The 20,276-nt window shown below is 61.2% G+C and carries 18 protein-coding genes and 1 pseudogene; 2 read left to right on the forward strand and 17 right to left on the reverse strand.

What is annotated here, in order from left to right; all coding sequences use genetic code 11:
* Positions 1–35: 35 nt before the first annotated feature.
* From BJI47_RS13885 to BJI47_RS13960, 16 genes and pseudogenes are all read right to left on the reverse strand, one after another.
* Positions 36–842: an endonuclease/exonuclease/phosphatase family protein gene (locus BJI47_RS13885; protein WP_125458733.1), complete on the reverse strand. Its 807-nt coding sequence runs from the start codon at positions 840–842 to the stop codon at positions 36–38.
* 39 nt (positions 843–881) lie between these two features.
* Entirely contained in the window at positions 882–2,489 is a 1,608-nt protein-coding gene (nuoN, locus tag BJI47_RS13890) for an NADH-quinone oxidoreductase subunit NuoN (protein WP_088944285.1), read from the reverse strand.
* The gene (locus tag BJI47_RS13895; protein ID WP_176224857.1) at positions 2,486–4,009 is read right to left on the reverse strand and encodes an NADH-quinone oxidoreductase subunit M; all 1,524 of its coding nucleotides are present in this window, start codon (positions 4,007–4,009) and stop codon (positions 2,486–2,488) included. Before BJI47_RS13895 ends, nuoN begins: the two co-directional genes overlap by 4 nt.
* The gene (gene nuoL / locus BJI47_RS13900; protein ID WP_088944287.1) at positions 4,006–5,877 is read right to left on the reverse strand and encodes an NADH-quinone oxidoreductase subunit L; all 1,872 of its coding nucleotides are present in this window, start codon (positions 5,875–5,877) and stop codon (positions 4,006–4,008) included. The genes BJI47_RS13895 and nuoL overlap by 4 nt, the downstream gene beginning before the upstream one ends.
* 1 nt (position 5,878) lies before the next feature.
* Entirely contained in the window at positions 5,879–6,178 is a 300-nt protein-coding gene (gene nuoK / locus BJI47_RS13905) for an NADH-quinone oxidoreductase subunit NuoK (RefSeq protein WP_088944288.1), read from the reverse strand.
* On the reverse strand, positions 6,175–6,894 hold the full coding sequence (locus BJI47_RS13910; protein ID WP_088944289.1) for an NADH-quinone oxidoreductase subunit J: 720 nt from the start codon (positions 6,892–6,894) through the stop codon (positions 6,175–6,177). The genes nuoK and BJI47_RS13910 overlap by 4 nt, the downstream gene beginning before the upstream one ends.
* Entirely contained in the window at positions 6,891–7,394 is a 504-nt protein-coding gene (nuoI, locus tag BJI47_RS13915) for an NADH-quinone oxidoreductase subunit NuoI (protein WP_088944290.1), read from the reverse strand. Before nuoI ends, BJI47_RS13910 begins: the two co-directional genes overlap by 4 nt.
* Positions 7,387–8,640, reverse strand: a complete 1,254-nt coding sequence (gene nuoH, locus BJI47_RS13920) for an NADH-quinone oxidoreductase subunit NuoH (protein WP_088944291.1) — start codon at positions 8,638–8,640, stop codon at positions 7,387–7,389. Before nuoH ends, nuoI begins: the two co-directional genes overlap by 8 nt.
* Positions 8,641–11,031, reverse strand: coding sequence for an NADH-quinone oxidoreductase subunit G (locus BJI47_RS13925; RefSeq protein WP_088944292.1), 2,391 nt, complete (start codon positions 11,029–11,031; stop codon positions 8,641–8,643). It abuts the gene before it with no gap.
* The gene (nuoF, locus tag BJI47_RS13930; protein WP_176224858.1) at positions 11,028–12,326 is read right to left on the reverse strand and encodes an NADH-quinone oxidoreductase subunit NuoF; all 1,299 of its coding nucleotides are present in this window, start codon (positions 12,324–12,326) and stop codon (positions 11,028–11,030) included. Before nuoF ends, BJI47_RS13925 begins: the two co-directional genes overlap by 4 nt.
* Before the next feature lies 1 nt (position 12,327).
* Complete coding sequence (gene nuoE, locus BJI47_RS13935; RefSeq protein ID WP_088944294.1) at positions 12,328–13,155, reverse strand: NADH-quinone oxidoreductase subunit NuoE; 828 nt, start codon at positions 13,153–13,155, stop codon at positions 12,328–12,330.
* Entirely contained in the window at positions 13,152–14,453 is a 1,302-nt protein-coding gene (gene nuoD, locus BJI47_RS13940; protein ID WP_088944295.1) for an NADH dehydrogenase (quinone) subunit D, read from the reverse strand. The genes nuoE and nuoD overlap by 4 nt, the downstream gene beginning before the upstream one ends.
* Positions 14,453–15,094 (reverse strand): annotated as a pseudogene (locus tag BJI47_RS13945) (NADH-quinone oxidoreductase subunit C); the annotation flags it as partial. The pseudogene BJI47_RS13945 and the gene nuoD, both read right to left, overlap by 1 nt.
* An 8-nt stretch (positions 15,095–15,102) precedes the next feature.
* A complete protein-coding gene (locus BJI47_RS13950; protein ID WP_084348670.1) occupies positions 15,103–15,657 on the reverse strand; it encodes an NADH-quinone oxidoreductase subunit B family protein in 555 nt (184 codons plus the stop codon).
* A gap of 40 nt (positions 15,658–15,697) precedes the next feature.
* The gene (locus tag BJI47_RS13955; protein WP_088944297.1) at positions 15,698–16,057 is read right to left on the reverse strand and encodes an NADH-quinone oxidoreductase subunit A; all 360 of its coding nucleotides are present in this window, start codon (positions 16,055–16,057) and stop codon (positions 15,698–15,700) included.
* A 124-nt stretch (positions 16,058–16,181) separates the two neighbouring features.
* On the reverse strand, positions 16,182–16,601 hold the full coding sequence (locus BJI47_RS13960) for a response regulator transcription factor (RefSeq protein ID WP_088944298.1): 420 nt from the start codon (positions 16,599–16,601) through the stop codon (positions 16,182–16,184).
* Positions 16,602–16,757: 156 nt separating this feature from the next.
* Here BJI47_RS13960 and BJI47_RS13965 point away from each other — a divergent pair, with 156 nt between their 5' ends.
* Positions 16,758–16,943, forward strand: coding sequence for a hypothetical protein (locus BJI47_RS13965; protein ID WP_088944299.1), 186 nt, complete (start codon positions 16,758–16,760; stop codon positions 16,941–16,943).
* 3 nt (positions 16,944–16,946) lie between these two features.
* Here BJI47_RS13965 and BJI47_RS13970 read toward each other — a convergent pair whose 3' ends face one another.
* Positions 16,947–17,492, reverse strand: a complete 546-nt coding sequence (locus BJI47_RS13970; RefSeq protein WP_088944300.1) for a dihydrofolate reductase family protein — start codon at positions 17,490–17,492, stop codon at positions 16,947–16,949.
* 104 nt (positions 17,493–17,596) lie between these two features.
* Here BJI47_RS13970 and BJI47_RS13975 point away from each other — a divergent pair, with 104 nt between their 5' ends.
* Positions 17,597–20,275: a glucosidase gene (locus BJI47_RS13975; protein WP_088944301.1), complete on the forward strand. Its 2,679-nt coding sequence runs from the start codon at positions 17,597–17,599 to the stop codon at positions 20,273–20,275.
* Position 20,276: the final 1 nt, after the last annotated feature.

The following is a 20,276-nucleotide window of genomic DNA, read 5'->3' on the forward strand; positions in this document are numbered from 1 at the left end:
CCATCCACAACCCACAATGTCACCCCAATGCACTGTCATTCAGCACTAACTGAACGGTATTGGGTGTAGCCCACATCCACGATGTCTCGAAACCTGCTGTGCGACCAGGTCGAGTTGAAGTCGCCGCTCACTATCACTCGGGGTAGCCCCGCGGATGCCGTCACCTCCTGCTTCAGCAGTTCCATTTCCGAGGCCCATACCGGCGTGGGGGACGGGTAGGGCGGTACGGGGTGCACCGAGTACACCCGGATGGGCGGGCCGGTGCCTACGTCGATGTCGGTGGACAGGTTCCACAGCAGGAACGTCGGTAGTTCTCGTTCGTTCGTCAGTGGGAAGCGGCTGTAGATGCCGGCGCCGCCTCCGCCTTCGGGGGTGGGACGGGTGAACTTGTAGGGCAGCAGATCTTCCAGACCCGCGGCGTCGAGGCCACTCAGGGCGCTGCTCGTGAGTTCTTGGACGGTGAGGATGTCGATGTCACGATCGATGACCTCGCGGACGATCTGATCGGGATCGGCCAGCCCGAGCATGAGGTTCGACTGCATGATTCGCAGAGTCGGGCCAGTGGAATCCTCCGATGCTGCGGCGGTCGAGCCGGGGACGTACAAGGGAGCGAAAAGCCCGACCCCCGTCGCGAAAGCAGCCGCCGACGCTGCGAAGAGGATCCATCGTCGTCCGAATGCGGCTACAACAGCGCCGATCACCGAGACGGAGAGAAGGAACGGTGTGAACGATGCGAGGGCCACGACATATCGGTTGTCGACCCGAGAAAAGTAGGCAAGCAACCCCAACAACGAGATCGACAGGCAGACCCCCGCCACCAATCTTGTAGCTGTTGTCCGCATTGTGCGGATCTTAACCGCACCGTTGGAAAGCACACCGCCCTAGCTCAGGAAGACCGCTGCTCGGTCGGCGAGGTCGAGTAGCGGGCCGGGAAGAATACCGAAGACGACGGTCGCGCCCACACCGATTCCGATCGTCAAGGTTGTAGCAACGCTCGGAGTCACTACCGTCGCGGTGCCGCTATCGGTGGGAGCCGGCTCGGAGAAGAACATCAGCACGATCACCCGGATGTAGAACACCGCAGCAATCGCGCTGCTCACTACACCCACCACGACAAGTGGTGCTGCGCCACTCTGCGCGGCTGCCTGAAAGACAGCGAACTTTCCAAAGAAACCACTTGTCAGCGGAATTCCGGCGAAGGCCAATAACAACAGTGCGAAGACCCCGGCGAGCAACGGTGACTGTTTGCCCAAGCCCGCCCAGCGTGAGATGTCGCCGACCTCACCGAACTCGTCCCGAACAACTGTAACCACTGCAAATGCCGCGACAGTGCTGAATCCGTAGACGAACAGATAGAACAGCGTCGAGGACAGTCCGGCAGCGTCGACGGCGATGAATCCGGTCAGAATGAAGCCGGCGTGCGTAATCGACGAATACGCGAGCATGCGTTTGATGTCGGTCTGTGTCACGGCCAGGATGGCGCCGATCAGCATCGTTGCGATTGCCACAGCCCACAGCGCTGGTCGCCATTCGGAACGGAGATCCGGTAGCGCTACGTAGAAGACCCTCGTCATAGCGCCGAACGCGGCGACCTTCGTTGCTGCCGCCATGAAAGCCGTGATCGGCGTCGGGGCGCCCTGATAGACGTCGGGGATCCACGAATGAAAAGGAATTGCACCGATCTTGAACAAGAGACCGACTCCCACCAGTGCGGTACCGAGTACCGCCAGGGCGTCGTTCCCGGTGCCAAAGGACACAGCATCACCGATATCACCGAGCGTGACGGAGCCGGCGTATCCGTACAGCAACGCCGATCCGAACAGGAAGAAGGCCGAAGAGAATGCGCCCAGAAGAAAATACTTCAATGCCGCTTCCTGTGACAGTAAGCGCCTTCGTCGGGCGAGTCCGCAGAGAAGATAGAGCGGAAGTGACAAGACCTCGAGGGCAACGAACATGGTCAACAGATCGTTCGAAGCCGGGAACAGCAGCATGCCCCCCAACGCGAACATCGTCAGCGGGAACACCTCGGTCTGGGCGACGCCGGCGTGCGTTGCTTGCCGCTCAGCCAGAGATCCTGGAACAGTCGAGGCTTGTGGCGCAAACGAATCCGCACGTGGTGGCGCTTTCTTGGGCGCGGCGCCCAGGCTCGGTTCGACCCTTCGCTCGGCGATCAGTAGTACCGAAGGGATCGCGATCAACAACAGGGTTCCCTGCAAGAACAATGCCGGGCGGTCGATGACAACCGAACCCATCATGGCAAGGCTGCCGGCGGAATCGCTTCCGTCCAAGGACAACGCAAGCACGACAACCGCTGCCAGAGCCGCGCCGATACCACCGATAGCGAGCCCGACATGTGCCGGATATCTGGCGGACCTGGGAAGAAATGCCTCCACGAGAACTCCGAGAACCGCGACACCGAAGATGATGAGCATCGGTGCCAGCTGGCTGTACTCGATACTCGGGGCCACCACAACTGCGTCACCGGTCATCTGATTCCTGCCTGTCCGTCAGCGGTGAGATCGTCGGAGTCGACCGAAATCACCGTCGTCGCTACCGCGGGCGAGATTATGTCGAGGATCGGTTTCGGGTACAGCCCCAACACGATCAGAAGCGTTATCAATGGCACCATCACGGCCAGCTCGCGTGGAACGAGGTCGTGCACATCGGCGTTCTTTTTTTCGAGTGGACCGGTCATGACCCGTTGATAGAGCCACAGGATGTAGACGGCCGACAGAACGAGCGCTGACGTCGCGACGACTGCCGCAACCTGGTAGCGGGTGAACGTTCCTATCAGGACCAGGAATTCACTGACGAAAGGCGCCAACCCGGGGAGCGAGAGAGTCGCCAGGCCGGCAATGAGGAAGGTACCGGCGAGGACCGGGGCGACCTTCTGGATTCCGCCGTAGCTGTCGATCGCGCGCGTGCCGCGACGCGAAACCAGGAACCCGGCGACGAGGAACAATGCTGCAGTGGAGATTCCGTGATTGACCATGTAGAGCGTCGAACCGGTCTGGCCCTGACTGGTCATAGCGAAGATCCCGAGGATGATGAAGCCGAAGTGCGAGATCGACGTGTAGGCGATCAACCGCATGACGTCGGTCGAAGCGATGGCAAGGATTGCGCCGTAGACGATTCCGATCACTGCCAGCGTCACGACGAGCGGTGCGAAATATTTCGATGCGTCGGGGAAGAGCTGTAGGCAGTAGCGGAGCATGCCGAATGTTCCGACTTTGTCCACGACGGCCATCATCAGTACCGCCGTTGCGGGTGTCGATTCGACTGCGGCTCCCGGCAGCCACGAATGGAACGGCCACAGTGGGGCTTTCACAGCGAAGGCGAACATGAAGCCGAGGAACAGTGCATTGAGCAATCCAGGTGAAACTCCGAGATCGCCGGCTGCCGCGGAAGCTGCTATCTCTCGAAAGTCGAATGTTCCTGTGCATACGTACAACCCGATGACGGCAGCGAGCATGACGAGTCCACCCAGGAGGTTGTACAACAGGAATTTCACTGCTGCGGATGCGCGGTGCGTGCCGCCGAACCCACCGATGAGGAAGTACATCGGAATGAGCATCGCCTCGAAGAATACGTAGAACAGCAAAATGTCGAGGGCACTGAACGACATCAACACCATCGATTCGACAGCGAGAATCAACGCGACGTAAAGGTGTGCCGACCGTCCGATCCGTGGGTCGTTCCACCCGGCAACAAGAAGCAGTGGCAGCAGAACCGCGGTCAGGAGGATCAACACCACGGCAATGCCATCGACCCCCAGCTCGTAGCGGGCACCGAATGCCTCGATCCACGAATGGGATTCGACGAACTGGTACCTTGCGCCTCCAGGCTCGAACCGAACCGCCACGACTACGGCGACGACGAGTGTGAGCAGCGACGCCACGAGCGCCACTACTTTCGCCCACCCTGCCCGTGCTTTCGGCATGGCAAGCGCAGCTGCCGCACCGATGATCGGCAACACCCACAATGTCGTCAACCAAGGAAAGGAATTCACCACACCATCACCGCCACCATCATCGCGAGGAACACAGCCGTGCCGAGCAACATCGTCAGCGCGTAGGTACGTACGAAACCGGTTTGCAGCCGGCGGATTCGGGTCGATACCGCTGCGATGATCGACCCGAGAGCGACGGTGGCGCCGTCGATTGCAGTGTCGTCGAATACCTTCGCGGCCTGGGTGATCTTCTGGCCGGGACGCATCAGAGCGGCCTCGTTGAAGGCGTCGCCGTACAGATCCCGTCGTGCCGCCGTCGTCACCAGCGAGACCGGTTCAGGTGCTGTGGTCGGTATCGGCGATCGCGCATAGCGGAGGTACGCCACGAGTACTCCGACCGCGACGACAGCAAGCGCCATGGATGTCACCAGCCAGGCTGGAAGTGTGTGTGACTCTTCGACTTCGCCGAAAACGGGCTCCAACCATGACGTCAACGATCCTCCGAGGGTCAACAGCGCCCCCGCACCGACCGACCCGATCGCGAGCACGACCATCGGCCCGGTCATCACCGAAGGCGACTCGTGCGGGTGTGCATCGGGGGCCCACCGCGCAGTGCCGAAGAAGGTCATCAGCATTACCCGCGTCATGTAGAACGCGGTCAGACCGGCTCCGAACAGGGTGACGACGCCGAGCACGACGCCGGCCACGCCACCTGCACCGAAGGCGACCTCGATGATCTTGTCCTTGGCGAAGAAGCCGGAGAAAGGTGGAACACCGATGATGGCGAGGTAGCCGAGGCCGAACGTCACGAAGGTGATCGGCATCGACTTCCGCAGCGCTCCGTATCGGCGCATGTCGACTTCGTCGTTCATACCGTGCATGACGGACCCGGCACCGAGGAAGAGGCCGGCCTTGAAGAAGCCGTGTGCGAGTAGGAGCATGATCGCGAAGGTGTATCCGGCAGGGCCGAGTCCGGCGGCGAGCACCATGTATCCGATCTGGCTCATCGTCGATGCGGCCAACGCCTTCTTGATGTCGTCCTTGGCGCACCCGATGATCGCACCGAAGACGAGCGTCACCGCGCCTACGACGACGACCGCGGTCTGAGCCGCTGGGGCCGCGGTGAAGATCGGTCCCGACCGAATGATCAGGTACACACCTGCTGTCACCATCGTGGCCGCGTGGATGAGTGCCGACACCGGGGTCGGCCCTTCCATGGCGTCGCCGAGCCAGGATTGAAGCGGCACCTGGGCCGACTTACCGCACGCCGCAAGGAGCAGCACCAAACCGAGTGCGGTCAGCGTCGACTCACTCACCGCATCGGTCCCCGTCAGCACCTCGGAAAAGGACACGCCACCGAACGTGGAGAACATGATCATCAACGCGATCATCAATCCGATGTCACCGACGCGATTGACGACGAACGCCTTTTTCGCTGCTGCGGCCGCCGAGGGCTTGTACTGCCAGAATCCGATGAGCAGATACGACGCGAGGCCCACGCCTTCCCACCCGACGTACAGGCCGAGGAAGTTGTCGGCCATGACAAGCAAGAGCATCGCGGCCAAGAAGAGGTTGAGGTATGCGAAGAATCGTCGACGATCGGGGTCTTCGCGCATGTAACCGATTGCATAGATGTGGATGAGTGAACCGACCCCCGTGATGAGCAACACGAAGCAGATCGACAACTGATCGAGTTGCAGACCGAAATCGACCTGCAGATCGGCAACGGGAATCCACCGGAACAAAGTCTGGCTCACGGCGCGGTCCTCGGCGGTTCGGCCGAGCATCTCCACGAAGGCGAGGACCGCGACGACGAACGACGCCGACGCCACGGCGGTGCCGAAGATATGTCCCCATCGGTCAGCGCGGCGCCCGCACAGCAGCAGGATGGCCGCGCCCAGTAACGGGAGGGTCGGTAGTAGCCACATATCAGTACTTCAGCAGATTCGCGTCGTCGACAGAGGCAGATCGGCGAGTACGGAATATCGTCATGATGATCGCGAGCCCCACGACGACTTCGGCAGCGGCAACGACCATGGTGAAAAACGCGAACACCTGACCGTCGAGATTGCCGTGCATACGAGCGAAGGTGACGAACGCGAGATTGGCAGCGTTGAGCATCAACTCGACACACATGAAGACCACGATTGCGTTGCGTCGAAGCAGTACTCCCGCAGCGCCGATCGTGAAGAGCAACACGGCGAGGTACAGGTAGTTCTCCGGATTCACGGCGCCTCACCTCGGTGTCCACGGTGCATCGGGTTGATCGAGAGCTCCGACGGCGATCCGTCCGGCAACCGAGCCGGCCAATCGACGGCATTGTGCCTTGCATACACGCCAGGGCTGGGCATGGGCGTGACGTGTGTGCCTTCGCGGAATCGCTCCACGGACAACTCCCGTTGGCCCTTGCGGGGGTGAAAGTGCTCTCGATGGGCCAGCACCATCGCACCGACCGTAGCGATGATCAGTAGTGCGCCCGTCAATTCGAAAGCCCAGAGGTACCGGACAAAGATGAGCTCGGCCAGGCCCTCGACATTGCCACCCGAATTCGCGTCGTCGAGTCCGACGAAGTCCGGTCTGCCCGACTCCACCGATGCGTTGCCGATAGCACCGATCAGTACGAGACCGAACCCGACTCCTGCCGCGACGGCGGCAGGGCGCTGCCCCGTCAGGGTCTCGACCAACGAGTCCGCGGAATCGACACCGACGAGCATCAGAACGAACAAGAACAGCATCATGACGGCACCGGTGTAGACGACTATTTGGACGACACCGAGGAAGAGCGCTCCCTGAGCGATATAGAAGATGGCAAGAATGATCATCGTCACGGCCAGAAAAAGAGCCGAATACACTGCCTTGGAGGCGCACACCATTGCGAGCGCCCCGAGGACGGCCAACCCGCCGAGCAGCCAGAATTGGACGGCCTCGGCGGTCGATGTGGTCACTGGACCGTGCCGCGGTAATAGTCCGCGGCCGTGGCATTGTCGGCCATGGGGTGAGGGGCCGGCTCCATTCCAGGCTCCAACGGAGCCAACAGGCGATCCTTCTCGTAGATCAGATCTGCTCTGTTGTCGTCCGCGAGTTCGTATTCGTTGGTCATCGTCAATGCCCTTGTCGGACACGCTTCGATGCACAACCCGCATCCGATGCAGCGCAGGTAATTGATTTGATACACCTGGCCGTACCGCTCACCAGGAGAGAATCGTTCCTCCTCGGTGTTGTCGGCGCCTTCGACGTATATCGCATCGGCCGGGCACGCCCAAGCACACAGTTCGCAACCGATGCACTTCTCGAGCCCGTCGGCGTACCGATTGAGTTGATGCCGACCGTGGTAGCGGCGCGCGGTCGGAACCTTCTCCTCCGGGTAGAACTCGGTGACCGGCTTCTTGAACATCGTCGCAAACGTCACGCCGAATCCGGCTACGGGGCCTAGAAATTCAGGCATCGCTTCGCTCCTTGTCGTCAGTCGGAAGATTCTGTCCGGGCATCGGTGGTACCGGGAAGCCGCCGGCCATCGGATCGAACGGTGAGGGACCAGCGGCCTCGGTCGGTGGCGGCGGTGACGGCTTGCGTCGCCGTCGGCGCACAAGAGCGACGACGGCGAGAGCGGCGACTACTGCGCCCGCGACGAACAATGCGACCGTCCACGATCCGTAGCCTTCGATGCGCAAAGCTCGGACCGTCGCGACGAGCATGATCCATACCAGGGACACCGGAATCAGGACCTTCCAGCCGAGATTCATGAATTGGTCGTATCGAAGTCGCGGAAGTGTGGCGCGGAGCCAGATGAACACGAACAGGAATCCCCATACCTTGAGGGTGAACCACAGTACGGGCCACCATCCGGAATTCGCGCCGTCCCACAAGCTCAGTGGGAAGGGCGCATGCCAGCCGCCGAGGAACAGGGTCGTCGCGAGAGCCGACACAGTGACCATGTTGACGTATTCGGCGAGCATGAACATCGCGAAGTTGAGCGAGGAGTACTCGGTGTGGAAGCCGCCCACCAGCTCACCTTCGGCTTCGGGTAGGTCGAAAGGGGCGCGGTTGGTTTCGCCGACCATCGAGGTCAGATAGATGAGAAACGATGGGAAAAGCAGAAAGATGTACCAGGTGTTCGATTGTGCTGCAACGATTCCTGAGGTCGACATGGTGCCCGCATGGAGGAACACGGCGGTAAAAGACAACCCCATCGCAATCTCGTACGAAATGACCTGAGCGGTGGACCGAATTCCGCCGAGGAGAGGGTATGTGGAGCCGGAGGACCATCCGGCCAGCACGATTCCGTACACACCCACCGACGTGACGGCCAGGATGTACAGCACCCCGACGGGTAGGTCGGTGAGCTGGAGCGGTGTCAGCCGGCCGAATATCGAGACTTCGGGGCCGAACGGAATGACCGCGAAAGCCATGAATGCCGGGACGGCGGCAATGACCGGCGCCAGCAGGTAGATCGGCTTGTCGACGCCCTTGGGGATGATCCCTTCCTTGAGGGCCAACTTCACACCGTCGGCCAGACTCTGCAGTATGCCGCCAGGTCCGACGCGATTCGGTCCGACGCGCATCTGCATGCGCGCCATCACCTTTCGTTCGATGAGAATTGCCATCAACGGTGTCAGGATGAGGAAGACGAAGATGGCCAACGCTTTGGCGATGACGAGCCACCAGGGGTCGAGTCCGATTCCAGGAATCACCTACATCACCTCGTTCGCTGCTTCGATACGCACTACGGTTCCGATGCCGGATCCCAACTGGGTGTACACATGGGATCCAACCGAACGCATCGGGACCCACACCACACGATCGGGCATATCGGTGATCGTCAGCGGAAGTGTCACCGTGCCCCGCTCGGATCGGACAGTGACGAGATCGCCGTCGCCGACTGAACTCTCCCGCGCAGTCCCGACCGAGAGACGCACGACGGGTCGACGTGCGGTACCGGCCAGGTGCGGTTCCCCGTCCTGCATTCGTCCCGAATCGAGGAGCATCCGCCAGGTAGTCAGGACCGCTTCGCCGATGCCGGCTGTACGGGGCGCATCCAGTGCGGCATGGTGGTTCGGCGGGGAGGCCGGCTCACCCTTCCACGTCGACAGCACCGCAAGCTCGGCTCTGATGGCCGCGACATCGGGGGTGCCGAGGTCGACACCCATTTCGGCGGCAAGAGCATGAAGAACCCGACTGTCCGGTAGAGCCCGAACGTCGGTCAGTGCTGCCTCGAACGGCCGTGACCGTCCCTCCCAATCGAGGAATGTCCCTGCCTTCTCTGCCACCGTCGCAACGGGAAACACGACGTCTGCACGGTCGGTGACGTCGCTGGCTCGAATTTCGAGACTGACGACGAACGAGGCATTATCGACGGCCGCGGCAGCTGCCGCTGGATCCGGAAGATCTGCCAACTCGACGCCGCCGATCACGAGCGCGCGAAGGGACCGAGTCGATACCGCGTCGAGTAGCTCACTCGTGCCGAGTCCGGCGACATCGGGTAGCCCGCTCACGCCCCACATGTCGGCCATCTCTGTCCGAGCCCGCTGGTCGATCACCGGGCGCCCGCCCGGCAGAACATTCGGCATCGCGCCGGCCTCGATGGCACCGCGATCGCCTGCTCGTCGGGGAATCCAAGCCAGTTTCGCGCCCGTCGACTTCGCGAAACGGAGCGCTGCCGACAGTCCTCCGGGTGTGCACGCGAGTCGTTCGCCGACGATCACGACTGCACCGGCCCGACGGAAGAGGTCGATCTCTTCACGGTTCGACAGTGCCTCGAGTACCCCGATCTCACCGGTGGGAGCGCACTGCAACAGCTGGGCACCAAGCTTTTTCACGCCTGCGGAGGCAAACGGCGCGATCGAGACCACTCGTTGCCCGCGGGTTCGCACAGCTTTTCGCAAACGCAGGAATACGATCGGTGATTCCTCTTCCGGTTCGAAGGAGAGCAGGAGAACGGCGGGCGCCTGCTCGAGATCGTCGTACGTCACCGCCAACGACCGCCCGGCGACGCATGCAGCAAGGAACTCGCTTTCTTCCACCGAATGGGCCCGCGCTCGGAAGTCGATGTTGTTGTTGTCGAGCACGATTCGAGTGAATTTCGAGTATGCGTACGCGTCTTCGTGGGTCACCCGCCCACCGGCGAGAACTCCAACGTCGCGGCCGGCCGCGACGAGCCCGCGTGCAGCCACTGCCAAAGCCTCCGACCACGACGCCGGTTCCAACGCGCCGTTGTCGTTTCGAACCAGGGGAGTGGTGAGTCGGTCGCGTTCGGTTGCGTAGGTGAATGCCCAGCGACCCTTGTCGCAGTTCCATTCCTCGTTGACGGCGGGATCGTCACCGGCCAACCGGCGCAGTACTTTTCCGCGACGATGGTCGGTGCGTTGGGCACACCCACTCGCGCAATGCTCGCAGGTACTGGGCGTGGAGACCAGGTCGTAGGGGCGTGCTCGGAATCGGTATGCAGCGCCGGTGAGCGCTCCGACGGGACACACCTGAACGGTGTTTCCTGAGAAATAGGATTCGAACGGTTCGTTCTCGTAGATTCCGACCTGTTCCAGCGCGCCGCGCTCGAGTAACTCGATGAACGGGTCCCCGGCTATCTGCTGAGAGAAACGAGTACACCGTGCGCACAGCACACACCGTTCACGATCCAGCAGCACTTGCGAGGACAACGGTATCGGCTTCTGGAAAGTGCGTTTGACCTCGATGAATCGGGACTCGGAACGGCCGGCGGACATCGCCTGGTTCTGTAGCGGACACTCACCGCCCTTGTCGCAGACCGGGCAATCGAGTGGGTGATTGATGAGTAGTAGCTCCATGACACCTCGCTGTGCCTTGGCGGCTACGAGCGAGCTCTGCTGGGTATGGATCACCATTCCCTCCGTCACCGTAGTGGTGCACGAGGCGAGCAACTTACGTTGCCCTTCCACCTCGACGAGACACTGACGGCATGCGCCTACCGGCTCGAGCAGCGGGTGATCGCAGAATCGGGGGATCTGAATTCCGCTCAGTTCAGCTGCTCGAATGACCAATGTGCCTGCAGGCACACGGACCTCGATACCGTCGATGCTGATAGTCACAGTCTCCGTCGTGGTGGTCATGAGGTGAGTGCTCCCGCCATCAGGGTCGAACGATGTGGGTCGAACGGGCACGGCTTACCCAGGTGTTCGAGGTATTCCTCGCGAAAGTACTTCAGCGAGGAAGTGATCGGACTGACTGCGCCGTCGCCGAGCGCACAGAATGCCTTTCCGAGGATGCTGTCGGAGACGTCGAGCAGGGTATCGAGGTCGGCGAGTGTGCCCTGCCCGGTCTCGAGCCGCGCGTAGATCCCGACCAGCCAGTAGGTGCCCTCCCGGCATGGCGTGCACTTGCCGCAGGACTCGTGCGCATAGAACTCGGTCCACCGTCTCACCGCGCGGACCACGCAGGTGGTTTCGTCGAAGATCTGCAGCGCTTTGGTTCCGAGCATCGAACCGGCGGCGGCGACACCTTCGTAGTCCAAGGCGACGTCGAGGTGTTCGTCGGTGAATATCGGTGTCGAGGATCCACCCGGTGTCCAAAACTTCAGGGTGTGACCCGCGCGGACTCCGCCCGCGTAACCGAGCAACTCGCGCAACGTAATTCCGAGCGGAGCCTCGTACTGGCCGGGTTGGGTGACGTGGCCCGACAACGAGTAAAGGGTGAAGCCCGGCGACTTTTCGGTCCCCATCGACCGAAACCAGTCGACGCCGTTGCGTAGTACAGCGGGGACACTGGCGATCGACTCGACGTTGTTCACCACAGTCGGGCGCGCGTAGAGACCGGCGACGGCAGGAAACGGCGGACGGAGGCGAGGCTGCCCGCGTTTGCCTTCGAGCGAATCCAATTGAGCGGTCTCCTCGCCGCAGATATAGGCGCCGGCGCCGGCGTGCACGATCACCTCGAGATCGAAACCGCTGCCCAGGATGTCGCGTCCCAGATATCCCGCCGCATAGGCCTCGGCAACCGCGGCATGCAGTCTCCGTAGTACCGGAACCACTTCGCCGCGAAGGTAGATGTACGCACGATGCGCTCGAATTGCATAGCAAGCGATGACGATTCCCTCGAGCAACACCTGCGGTGTCGCCAGGAGCAGCGGCATGTCCTTACACGTGCCGGGCTCCGACTCGTCCGCGTTGACCACCAGGTAGTGCGCCTTACCGTCCTCCTGCGGAATGAAACTCCACTTCATTCCCGTCGGGAAGCCTGCCCCGCCGCGACCTCGAAGACCGGAATCCTTGACCGTGGCGATGACGTCGTCCTCGGGCATCGACAGCGCTCTATGCAGACCCTCGTAGCCGCCGTGGCGCAGATAGGTTTCCAGGGTCCACGATTGCGGATCGTCCCAGTAGTCACTGAGAACCGGAGTCAGGGGCACGTCAATTTCCCTTCTCGGGAGGTACTGATTCGCCGGGTGCAGGCGCTGGCTTGTTCTTGGTCGTTTCCGCTGCCGCGGCATCCGCCGACTCGAGGGGCGGCGCACCCTCGTCCGAGGGTTCGTGCGCCGTCGGGGCGGTCATCGACAGTGCGCGTGCGACGCGCAGGCCCGCGAGGGTCGGGCCGCCCGCAGTACCACCGGCCTCTACCGCGCCGGGGCGTTCGTCGGGGAAACCCGCAAGGATTCGCTCGGTCTCCCGGAACGTGCAGAGCGATGCACCCCTGCTCGGAACGACCTCGCGTCCCGAACGCAAGTCGTCGAGGAGGGTGCGCGCAGATTCGGGAGTCTGATTGTCGAAGAACTCCCAATTGACCATCACCACCGGTGCGTAATCGCAGGCAGCGTTGCATTCGATGTGCGTCAACGTGACGGGGTCGTCGACGCCTCCGGGGTGGTCCTCCAGGGCTTCGAGGATGGCATCGCCGCCCATCACTGCGCACAACGTGTTGGTGCACACTCCCACCAGGTAGTCACCTGTTGGTTCGCGCCGATACATCGAGTAGAAAGTTGCTACTGCGGTGACTTCGGCGCCGGTCAGTCCAAGCCGATGTGCGCAGAACTCGATACCTGTCGGAGTGATGTACCCGTCCTCGGCCTGGACCAGATGCAGGAGCGGAAGGAGTGCCGACCGAGCCATCTCCGGGTCGACATCCCCGGGCGGGGTGTACCTTGCGACGATCCTGTCCGCATCCAGCGACAACCGAGTCGCTGTGTCCGGTGGGTACGGGGCAGCACGGGTGGTCAGTTCCACATAGATGGGTTCGCTCATCGGTCCACACCTCCCATCACCGGATCGATACTTGCCACAGCAGCGATGACATCAGCGACCATGCCGCCTTCGCACGTGGCTGCAACCGCTTGCAGGTTGGTGAAGGATGGATCTCGGTAGTGCACCCGAAACGGTCTTGTGCCGCCGTCGCTGACCATGTGGACGCCGAGTTCACCGCGCGGCGATTCGACTGCGACGTACACCTGACCCGGTGGGACCCGAAAGCCCTCGGTGACGAGCTTGAAATGGTGGATCAACGATTCCATCGAGGTGTCCATGATTTCGCGCACGTGTTCGGCAGAATTACCCATACCGTCCGGTCCGACGGAAAGATCGGCAGGCCACGCTATTTTCTTGTCGTCCACCATGATCGGTCCTGGTCGAAGCCGGTCGAGGCACTGCTCGGCAATCTTGAGTGATTCCTTCATCTCGTCGATCCGCACGAGGTATCGACCGTAGGCATCGCAACCGGTGTCCGTGCACACCTCGAATTCGTAGTTTTCGTATCCGCAATAGGGTTCGGAGACGCGGAGGTCATGAGGGAGGCCGGTGGAGCGAAGCATCGGACCGGTGATTCCAAGAGCCATACAGCCAGTCAGATCGAGATAACCGATCCCTTTGGTCCTGGCCTTCCAGATCGAGTTCTCGTTCAGCAGATTCGACATATCGCGTAGGCGAACAGGCAAAGTTTTCAGTAACTCTCGCACTTTCGCCACCGCGTCTTCGGGTAGATCCTGGGCGAGTCCGCCGGGTCGAATGAACGCGTGGTTCATCCGCAATCCGGTGATCATCTCGAACACGTCGAGAATCAACTCGCGCTCACGAAACCCGAACAGCATCGCCGTAACTGCACCCAATTCCATTCCGCCGGTGGCCAGCGCGACGAGGTGCGAAGAAATGCGATTGAGTTCCATCAACAGAACCCTGACGACGGTCGCACGTTCGGGTACTTCCTCGGTGATATCGAGAAGCTTTTCGACACCGAGACAGTACGCAGTTTCGTTGAAGAAGGGGGACAAATAGTCCATCCTGGTCACGAAGGTCACGCCCTGCGTCCAATTTCGAAACTCGAGATTCTTTTCGATTCCAGTGTGCAAGTAGCCGATTCCGCATCGTGCTTCGGTCACGGTTTCGGCTTCGATCTCGAGAATCAAGCGAAGTACCCCATGCGTCGACGGGTGCTGTGGCCCCATGTTGACGACGATGCGCTCTTCGGAGGAGCCTGCAGCCGATTCTGCTGCAGCAGCGACTATGTCGTCCCAATCTTGCCCGGAGACGGTCAACGATCGTTCGCTCATCACTTGTACCCCCGTCGTTGGTCCGGTGGAGGAATACTCGCACCCTTGTACTCGACCGGGATTCCTCCGAGTGGATAGTCCTTGCGTTGTGGATGGCCCTCCCAGTCGTCGGGCATCTGAATTCGAGTCAACGAAGGATGACCGTCGAACTGGATTCCGAAGAAGTCGTACGTTTCACGTTCGTGCCAGTCGTCGGTCGGATAGATCTCGACCAGCGACGGCAGGTGCGGATCGGCATCCGAAACCGATACTTCGAGACGGATTCGACGATTGTGGGTTATCGACATCAACGGAAATACTGCGTGTAATTCTCGGTCGACCTGCTGGGGATAGTGGACGCCACTGACACCCAGGCACAGTTCGAATCGAAGTTCCGGTTCGTTGCGGAGCGTTGTCGCCACCGCAAGAAGGTGTTCGCGTCGAACATGCAGGGTGAGTTGACCGCGGAAGACCACGACGGCTTCGATTGCTTCATCGATCGTCGTGTCGAGTCGGGGAAGTGTGCGTTCCAATTCATCGGCAATGACATCGAAGTATCCGCCGTAGGGTCGGGATGCGCTCTCCCGCAGCAGCGTAGGTGGCACCAACCTCCCATACCCGGATGTGTCACCGGTACCCTTCACACCGAACATTCCACGTCGATCGGACGTCACCGCAGCAACCCCTTGAGTTCGAAAGTAGGTGTCGACGCCAATGCGGCGGCTTCCGCTGCGCGGGCGACCGTTTCGCGGTTCACGCCGAGCGGCATCTCCTGTATTTTCTTGTGCAGTTCGAGGATTGCATCGAGCAGCATTTCCGGTCTGGGCGGGCACCCGGGCAAGTAGATGTCCACCGGAACCACATGGTCGACGCCTTGGACGATCGCGTAGTTGTTGAACATGCCGCCCGAGGACGCGCATACCCCCATGGCCAGAACCCATTTCGGCTCAGCCATCTGATCGTAGATCTGACGAAGCACGGGCGCCATCTTCTGGCTGACCCGGCCGGCGACGATCATCAGGTCCGCCTGCCGCGGGGAGGCACGAAATGCTTCCATACCGAATCGGGCGATATCGAATCGGCCGGAACTGGTAGCCATCATTTCGATTGCGCAGCAGGCGAGGCCGAATGTGGCGGGCCAGAGTGAGCCCTTCCTGACGTATCCGGCGAGGCCTTCGACCGTACTCAGCAGAAAGCCACTCGGTAGCTTCTCTTCGAGACCCATATCTGACCCTTCCGATTCAAAGTTCTTGAAAGTGGCGAACCTAATCCCAGCTGAGCCCGCCGCGACGCCATTCGTAGGCGTAGGCGACTGCAGCGCTGACGACGAACAGTCCCATCGCGAGAAGCCCGAATACGCCGAGCGCGTCGAAATGCACGGCCCAGGGATATAGAAAAACGATTTCGATGTCGAAAATGATGAACAGCATCGCCGTCAGATAGAACTTCACGGGGTAGCGACCTGCACCCATCGGTTGAGCCGTCGGCTCGATACCGCATTCGTAGGCATCCATCTTCGCCCTGTTGTACCGCTTCGGGCCGACTACCGAGGCGATGACGACGGAGACGAGAGCGAAGGCGACGGCGACAGCACCGAGGACAAGGATGGGAATGTACTCGTTCATGCTGTTCGCGCCTCCGTGCATGCCTTGTGGGCAGCCTGTAGGAATGTGAGCTGAAACACAGCCTACCGGTGCGATGCCCCGACGTGTCTCGATTTCGGACTGCGAGGAAGGAGTGTCGGGTCCACTACGCGGGAAAAGTTTGGGACGGTGGCACTTTCGGTAGGTTTTCGAGCAGTTTCACGACCGTTTCCGCCAACACGAACGGGTCCAGCGGATGTGGCACTGCGGCGTCGGCGCCGGACCAATCTGCCAACCATCTGTCGTCCGGTCGGCCGGTCAGAACCACCAACGGTGGACAGTGTGCGAGCTCGTCCCGCAGTTGCTTCGCCACGCCCATTCCCCCGGCCGGCGCCGACTCCCCGTCGAGGATGGCGAGGTCGATGCCCCCGCCGTCCAGATAGTGAATCACCATCGGGGCCGATGCGACTTCGAGATAGTCGAAGGTTCCGAGCGTCGCTTTCGGGTGTGTGCCGATAGCCGTCGTCACATACGTGCGCGTGTCGGAGTTGCTGCTGTACACGAGAATGCGGAGAGCAGGGGTCACGGGACCTGATGCTACGACCGGGGATGCAGGAGACGTGGGCGATTCATGTTTCCAAGGGCGTTCCACTTGGGATAAAAGTGTAACGTTCCTTGCTTGTCGGGGGATAGACCGTCGAACAGAGTCGCCACCGAGCGACAGCGGCCGAAAGGAACCTCGATGCAGGATCAGCACGTTCCACAATTTCCGCACGTGTTCGGTCCGAACGAGGACGTGCTGACCGAGTTCGGTGTGAGTCGGCAGAGCTTCATGGCCCGATTACGAGAGATTCTCCTGCAGGATCCACCCCCCAAGGGCCTCGATCGCACGGATGTCGCTGCACTGCTGAGGGTCTGTCGCGCCTGAGGATCAGGCCCTCGCGTACTCCAGAATTGCGTTGCCCTTGGACGTCCCGCGCACGCTGCGCAACTCGAGCTTGGTGAGCGGGTCACCGGGTTCGAACATCTTTCGACCCGATCCGGCAATCACGGGGTGTGTCATCAGCGTCAGAGAGTCGAGGAGTCCGGCGAAGAACAGGTGGCGCACGATCGAAATGCCGCCGACCACAGCGATCTCTCCTCCTTTCGACGCCTTCAAATCGTGAACGAAGTCATTGAGATCCCCGTCGATGAGTGAGGCATTTTCCCAGGTTAGTGGACCGGTGAGCGTCCTGGAAGCGACGTGCTTGGGTACAGAGTTGATGAAGCCCCCGAAGCCGTCCTCGTCCCCTGCGGTCGGCCAATATCCCGACCACTGCTCGTAGCCGACTCGTCCGAGAATTACCGCGTCCACTCGCTCGATCATCGCCCCCAGCAGACCCCCCATTTCTTCGTCGAAACTGTCGAACTGCCATTGTTCGGGGGACTCGACCACTCCGTCTACGGAGTGAAACAGACCTGCTGTCAGTGTGCGCATCGATCTTCTCTTTTCGTGGTTGTCGGGGCTCTTCTCGTTCGACCTGCGGACTCGGTGAAACTCATCGGTACGCGAGCGTGCCGCAGAGGTAGCAGACTGGTGCCGTGACCGATGCCACCGAACCACCGCCCAAGCCGAGGACCGCCGAGCATTCGCGGCTCGCCGAGTCGCCCGGCGTGTCCGGGCCCTGGCGTCAGTGGGGCCCCTATCTCGCCGGCCGGCAGTGGGGCACAGTCCGTGAGGACTACTCGATCGATGGGGACGCCTGGCAGTCCTTTCCCTTCGATCAGGCGCATGCACGGGCCTACCGGTGGGGAGAGGACGGATTGGGCGGGATCTGCGATCGTTTCGGGTTTCTCAACTTTGCTTTCGCGCTGTGGAACCGCAAGGACCCCGTCCTCAAGGAACGACTCTTCGGTCTTACCAACGGTGAAGGCAACCACGGCGAGGACGTCAAGGAGTACTGGTGGGTCGTCGACGGCACACCCAGCCACAGCTGGATGCAATGGCTCTACCGCTATCCGCACGCCGAGTACCCGTACCGGCAGCTTCGTGAAGAGAACGCGCAACGAGGGCGCGACGAACGGGAGTACGAACTCTCCGATACCGGAATTCTCGACGAGAACCGATTCTTCGACGTGCAGGTCACCTACGCCAAAGCAGCCCCGGACGATATCGCCATCGTTATCTCGATCACCAATCATGGCCCCGAGGCCGCGTCGGTCGATCTGCTGCCGCATCTCTGGTTGCGCAACACCTGGGCGTGGGGTCGCGACGACCGTGGCGGCGCCCTCTCGGAAATGACGGCCCCCGAATTGCAGTCCGGCCGGGTGCGCGCAATCGCAGCCGAACATGGCTTTCTCGGAAAGTATTATCTCAGCGCCGAAGGGGAACCCGAGGTCCTCTTCTGTGACAACGAAACGAACTCGGCGCAGCTCTGGGGTCAGGAGAATGCAAGCGCGTACTGCAAAGACGGAATCGGCCGCCGCGTCGTCGAAGGTGACACCGGCGCGATCAACCCTGAGCAGACGGGCACGAAGTCGGCGTTCTGGTTTCGATTCGACGACATCGCACCCGGCGCTACGGTCGAGGTCAAGTTGCGTTTGTCTCACAACGAACCGGACGCACAGACCTTCGGGCGTGGGTTCGACGCCATTGTTGCCGACCGACGTTCGGAAGCCGACGACTTCTTCGGTGTCGTGATCGGATCCGATCTGGACGAGAATGATCGCCATATCGCTCGGCGAGCGTACGCGGGGCTTTTGTGGACGAAGCAGCTCTACCGTTACGACGTCGAGCAATGGCTCGAAGGCGACCCGGTGGGTGAGCCCGCACCGCCGTCGCGGCGCGATCCCGCGGCGCGAAATACGCACTGGCGTCACCTTGCCCTCGCTGACGTGATATCGATGCCCGACGAATGGGAGTATCCGTGGTTTGCTGCTTGGGACTTGGCTTTTCATACCATTCCTCTTGCCCACGTGGATCCGGATTTCGCGAAGGAACAGTTGGTGCTGATGTGCCGGGAGTGGGCGATGCATCCCAACGGTCAGCTCCCCGCTTACGAGTGGGAGTTCGGTGACGTCAATCCACCGGTCCATGCGTGGGCGGCGTGGCACGTCTACCGCATCGACGGATACCGTGACCGAGAATTCCTGGTGCGTGTGTTCACCAAGCTGCTGTTGAATTTCTCTTGGTGGGTGAACCGAAAGGACTCGGCGGGTTCGAACATCTTCGAGGGTGGCTTCCTCGGAATGGACAATATCGGCTTGTTCAACCGCTCTGCGCCCTTGCCGCCAGGATTTCGGCTCGAACAATCCGACGCCACGAGTTGGATGGCGTTCTACTGCCAACAGATGTTCAAGATTTCGCTCGAGCTCGCGCGTCACGACAATGCCTGGGACGACGTCGCGACGAAGTTCTTCTCGCACTTTCTGTCCATCGCGAAAGCTGTCAAATCTTTTGGATCGCAACATATTTCACTATGGCACGAAGAGGACGGGTTCTTCTACGACGTCCTCGTTTCGCCAGAGGGTGACGCGGTACCGATGCGGGTACGTTCGATGGTCGGACTGCTCCCGATTCTCGGTGCTACCGAGATTCCGTCGTGGGTCGAGGAGGAATGCCCTGATCTGACCGCACGTCTGCGGTGGGTGCAGCATCGTCGACCTGACATGGTCAGTCCGTTGCTCGCACGGAAGGACGGCGACGAAATTCGAGTGCTGCTCTCCCTCGTCGAACCGGAACGACTCAAGCGTGTGCTGGCCAGGATGTTCGATTCGGAAGAGTTCCTGTCGCAGTACGGAATCAGGTCACTGTCGGCGTCGTACCGGGACGGCGTCACGTTCGATGTCGACGGCCGCAGTCTGTCCATCGAGTACGAACCCGGCGAATCACGCACGGGCATGTTCGGTGGCAACTCGAACTGGCGTGGCCCGATCTGGTTCCCGGTCAACGTGTTGTTGGCCGACAAGTTGCGCGCATACGGCCGTCACTACGGCGAATCCTTCACCATCGAGATTCCCACCGGATCCGGCAATCACCGCACCTTGACGCAGGCAGCAGATTTGATCGACAGCGGGTTGGCGTCGCTGTTTCGGCCCGTGAACGGCAAGCGTCCTGCGGACGGTGCGCGAATCGAGGCGAGCGAGGACCCGTTGTGGACCGTGCACCCCACCTTCAACGAGTATTTCGACGGTGACACCGGGGAAGGCCTGGGAGCATCGCACCAAACTGGTTGGACGGGACTGGTGGCGCATCTGCTGAGGCCGCGTCTGCCGTTGTAGG

The organism is Rhodococcus sp. 1168, from assembly GCF_002091955.1.
In the GTDB taxonomy this organism is placed as follows: Bacteria; Actinomycetota; Actinomycetes; order Mycobacteriales; family Mycobacteriaceae; genus Rhodococcoides.